Here is a 4401-nt window from a genome sequence, read left to right as displayed (position 1 = left end):
CTAGTGCTGTGACCGCATACGTTCACCGTGTCTGACGGTCCGGCGGCCACAACGCACTCAGGCGAGGAGGTGTGTGGCGATCTTCTGGGCGTGCTGTTTGGCTTCTTGGTGGGCGCGGGTGCGGGAAGCGGCGGCGGCGGGGCGAAGGTCGGCCATGGCGGGGTTGCGGTGGGCCATGGTCAGCTCGCTGATGACGAATTGGACGTCCAGCGCGAGTGCGCTGCCCAGGACGGTGGTCAGGTAGGGGATGGCATGGTCCCAGCCATCGCGGGGGGTGCCGGGGCCGTAGGCGCCGCCGCGGCTGGAGATGACGACGGCGGGGCGGCCTGCGGTGGCCAGGGCGTGTGGAGACAGGCCGAGGGTACGACCGGGAACCATGATGTGGTCGAGCCAGGCCTTGAAGGAGGAGGGGATGGACATGTTGTACATCGGCACGGTGAACAGGTAGACGCCGGCGCCGAGGAACTCCTCGACCAGCTCGTCCTGCAACTCTATGGCCTCGGCCTGCTCGGGCGTGCGGTCGGCCGGGGCGGTGAAGCGGGCGGTGACCGCGGCGGTGGTCAGATGCGGCGAGGGGTCGGTGGCAAGGTCGCGGTGGACCACGTGACCGGTGGGGTGGGCCTGCTGCCAGGCGTCACGGAAGGTCTCGGCGACCTCCCGGGAGACAGAGCCGGTGGGCAGGGCCGAGGAGTCGATGTGCAGCAGGTAGGACATGGGTGTCTCGCTGTCTGTGGGAAGAGGGTGAAGCACGGCGAAGACACATCTCGATGAGGACGGGACGGGCAACCTTGCTCTGCGAACGCACACTAATCACCTCTGCACGCAGCGTCCAATCGGAAAAATATCGAGCGCGCGATCAGTGAATCTTGTATCGTTCGATGTGTGACTACTGAGCAACCCGTTCCGGCTCTCCACTTCGACGGCCCTGAACTCGCGGAGGACGCCCTGATCGAATGGGCCGCCGCGAAAGCGACCCTGGACGACCAGCGCGACCTGATCGTGAGCGGAGCCCGCACGGCCGGGGTCAAGCCCGCCGAGATCGGACGCCTGACCGGCCTGGCCGCCACCACCATCAGCCGCATCCCCGCCGCGCCTGTCGCCGTCCCACTGCCCCCGGCGATGGAATACGCGGTCATCCTCCGCACGCGCGCCGCCCGCCACCAAGACCAGGCCAACCGCACCACCGAGAACGGCGGCAACCACGAAGGCCGTGCCGTGGCCTTCCGGTACGCCGCCCTGGCGGTGAGGGGCGGGCGGGAGAACATCAGCGGAGCGTTCCTGATGGGAATCCTGGACACCGCAGACGCCCGCCTCGCCGCTCTGGCCGGCATCTACCGGCGTGAGGCCGCCGAGCTCACGCTTGCCACCAATCCCACCGCGTGGCAGCGCGGTTTCCATGCGGGCAGCCGCGAGGCACTCGATGCGCTCGCCGACGAGATCACCGAGATCAGGCGCATTGGCGAGGACGCCCTCCCCGCCGCTGAGCTCGCCCATGCGCGGGCTGTCCTCACGTCCGAGAGCCAGACCCGAGAAACTGAAACGCCGGGCCTCGGCCAACAGGCGTGACCAGGTAACCAGACGGATAGGCGGGCAGCGCTCGACCAGTGAAGGCCTGCGCACTAGCGGGAGAACTCAAGCCGATTACCCGCCCACGCCCCCAGGCCAGGCCATCCGCTCCTGCCCAGCTACGACAGCCGCGCCTGCCTGGGCACCGCGTTTGCGGTGCGTCAACGGAATTCTTTTCCTGGCCTCACGGCCGTCGGCCAATGAAGTGAGAGAGAGAACATGGCGAAAACAGCAGGAGGCATTGAACTCGAGGGCACCGTCGTCGAGTCTCTGCGCAACGCCACCTTCACGGTGGAACTCCACAACGGGCACAAGGTGCTCGCGCACATCAGCGGCAAGATACGGAAGAACTACATCAAGATCTTGCCGTACGACCGGGTCCTTGTGGAGCTCAGCCCGTACGACCTCACCCGCGGCCGGATCCTCTTTCGATACCGGACGTAAGGGTTGTCCCGTAACTGCTGGTCACGGGTGAGATGATCTTGGTGTGGCTGGTGTGATCACGGCGTCGGAGCCGTCCTGGATAGCCCCGTTCACCGGGCTGAGCCCGCGGTGTTTCGGGAAGCTGGTGACCGTGTTGCGGCGCGAGGGCGCGGATGCGGTCCGCAAGGGCCGGCCGTGGAGCCTTCCGTTGGAGGACCGGGCTCTTATGGTTGCGGCGCACTGGCGGACGAACTTGACGATGCGCCAGCTCGCTCCGCTGTTCGGGGTCTCGAAGTCGGCGGCGGACCGCATCATCGACCATCTCGGGCCGATGCTCGCGCTCCAGCCCCGAAAGCGGTTCGCCAAGGCCCCCGTGCTCATCGTGGACGGCACCCTGGTCCCCACCCGCGACCACACCATCGCCGCGCAGTCGAAGAACTACCGGTACTCCACCAACCACCAGATCGTCATCGACGCCGACACCCGCCTGGTCGTCGTAGTCGGCCGACCGCTTGCCGGAAACCGCAACGACTGCAAGGCCTGGGAGGAATCCGGCGCCAAAGCCGCCGTCGGCAGAACACTCACGATCGCCGACGGCGGCTATCCCGGCACCGGACTCCTCATGCCACACCGCCGGCGCAAAGGCGAAGACCTGCCCGACTGGAAGCAGGAACACAACAAGTCCCACAAGCAGGTCCGTGCACGCGTCGAGCACGTCTTCGCCCGCATGAAGACCTGGAAGATCCTCCGCGACTGCCGCCTCAAAGGCGACGGCGTCCACCACGCCATGCTCGGCATCGCCCGCATGCACAACCTCGCCCTCGCCGGATAGGCCAGCGGATCACACCGCGACCGACCCTGCCCAGGACGACCCGAAGATCATTTACGGGTAAACCCTTAGCGGCGAGTCGGACGCGCCGAGGTAAGTCACGGCAGTCTCCGATCTGGACCGGAGACTGCCCGATGCAGCGATCGAGACCAGAGGCGACAACACGGTCCGGCCCCTCCATCGGTCCGGGCCGTCACCTCACTGGCCTGACCGGTATCGGCGCCCGGGGGCCTCCGCCTGCCGTCCCGTCGGTGAGGCCAACGACGGCGTCACTCAGGGCGGCCAGTGCCGCAACGGCGCCCACCCGAAACCGGCGCTGCCACCCTGGTGCTGTGACTGCATACGTTCACCGTGTCTGATGGTCAGGCTGTGGCCAGAAGGGGGCGTCCGCCCCAGCGGATGCCCTTCTCGCTGCGGATGCGGGCGCGCTCGCGGCGTTGGGCGGTCAGGATGTCGGGGTGGCGGGCGTTGGCATTGCGCCAGCGCAGGTGCCGGTGGAGTTCACGGGTCTGCACGGTGTGGTTCGGATGGTTCGAGTTGGCGAGGGTGAACTGCCGCAGCGGCCCGAAGTGGGCTTCGACCGGGTTGGCCCAGGATGCATTGGTCGGGGTGAAGCACAGCTCCACCTTGTTCTTCTTCGCCCAGTCGCGGATCTTGGTGCCTTTGTGGGCGGAGAGGTTGTCCATGATCACGTAGATGGGGGCGCCGTCCGGCCGGGCCGCGCGGATCGACTTGAGCGCGGTCAGGGAGTTCACGGCGCCTTTGCGGCGGTGGTTGACGCCCCACAAGGTGTCGTCGCCGACGGAATAGCAGCCGTGGAAGTAGGTGACGCCGTGGGTGCGGTGGTAGGTCGCCGGGACCCGGTCGGGATGCGACTTCGGTGCCCAGCAGGACCCGCCGGTGGGGCGGATGCCCAGCGGCCCGAACTCGTCAAACGCGAACACCCGGTCCGGTAAGTGTTCCAGGACGTGCTCGATGCGGTCGAGCTTGGCGTCCCGGTGGGGGTCGGTGGACTCCTTCCACGTCTTGGTGCGCTGGAAGGTGACGCCGCGGCGGGCGAGCAGGCGGCGCAGGGCCTCACGCCTGATCCGGATGGTCCGGCCGTGGACCGTGCGCAGGTAGGCGGCGAGTTTGCGGATTGACCAGCGGGTGAAGGGCTGGCCGAGCTTGGCCGGGCGGGTGGTGGCCGTCGATATGACGAAGTCCTCGTCGTCAGCGCTGAACAGGCGGGGACGGCCTCCCGCCCACCGAGGTTCCAGGCAGGCCAGCCCGATCTCGTTGAACCGGTGGATCAGATCGCGCACCGTGTCCTCGTCGGCCGCCACCAGCCGGGCGATGACCGGCACGCGGTTCCCGCCGGCCGACGCCAGCAGCATCATCGCCCGCCGGTACCGCACCGTGCTGGTGCTGCCCCGCCGCACGATCTGCTGCAGCTGCTGCCCCTCTTGATCCGTCAGACGCCGCACCTTGACCGGTTCCGCCACCACGCCTCCACACGCTCGATGGGATGTCAGCCCTCATCCAACCGCTCCCAGCCCCAGCGGGGGCCCGAACACGGCGAACCAACGCGGTCACAGCACTAG

5 protein-coding genes are annotated in these 4401 nt (G+C 67.8%); 3 read left to right on the top strand and 2 right to left on the bottom strand.

The genetic code is table 11. The features are described 5' to 3' along the window. Positions 1-57: 57 nt before the first annotated feature. Positions 58-714, bottom strand: a complete 657-nt coding sequence (locus QMF80_RS37605) for an FMN-dependent NADH-azoreductase (protein ID WP_283461890.1) — start codon at positions 712-714, stop codon at positions 58-60. 168 nt (positions 715-882) lie between these two features. Here QMF80_RS37605 and QMF80_RS37600 point away from each other — a divergent pair, with 168 nt between their 5' ends. The 3 genes from QMF80_RS37600 to QMF80_RS37590 all read left to right on the top strand — a co-directional run bounded on the left by QMF80_RS37600 (position 883) and on the right by QMF80_RS37590 (position 2821). Beyond that, complete coding sequence (locus QMF80_RS37600) at positions 883-1566, top strand: coiled-coil domain-containing protein (RefSeq protein ID WP_283461888.1); 684 nt, start codon at positions 883-885, stop codon at positions 1564-1566. Between the two features lie 219 nt (positions 1567-1785). After that, positions 1786-2010 (top strand): translation initiation factor IF-1, encoded by a 225-nt coding sequence (infA, locus tag QMF80_RS37595; RefSeq protein WP_283461886.1) that lies wholly within the window; start codon positions 1786-1788, stop codon positions 2008-2010. Positions 2011-2053: 43 nt separating this feature from the next. After that, complete coding sequence (locus QMF80_RS37590; protein ID WP_283461884.1) at positions 2054-2821, top strand: transposase; 768 nt, start codon at positions 2054-2056, stop codon at positions 2819-2821. A 359-nt stretch (positions 2822-3180) separates the two neighbouring features. On the opposite strand, the gene QMF80_RS37585 is transcribed toward QMF80_RS37590, so the two are convergent. After that, on the bottom strand, positions 3181-4302 hold the full coding sequence (locus QMF80_RS37585; RefSeq protein WP_283461882.1) for an IS630 family transposase: 1122 nt from the start codon (positions 4300-4302) through the stop codon (positions 3181-3183). Positions 4303-4401 lie beyond the last annotated feature (99 nt).

The sequence above is a fragment of the Streptomyces sp. G-G2 genome (genome assembly GCF_030063135.1).
Taxonomy (GTDB): Bacteria; Actinomycetota; Actinomycetes; order Streptomycetales; family Streptomycetaceae; genus Streptomyces.
The sequence above is the reverse complement of the archived record's forward strand: the minus strand, read 5'-3'. Positions and strand labels throughout refer to the sequence as shown.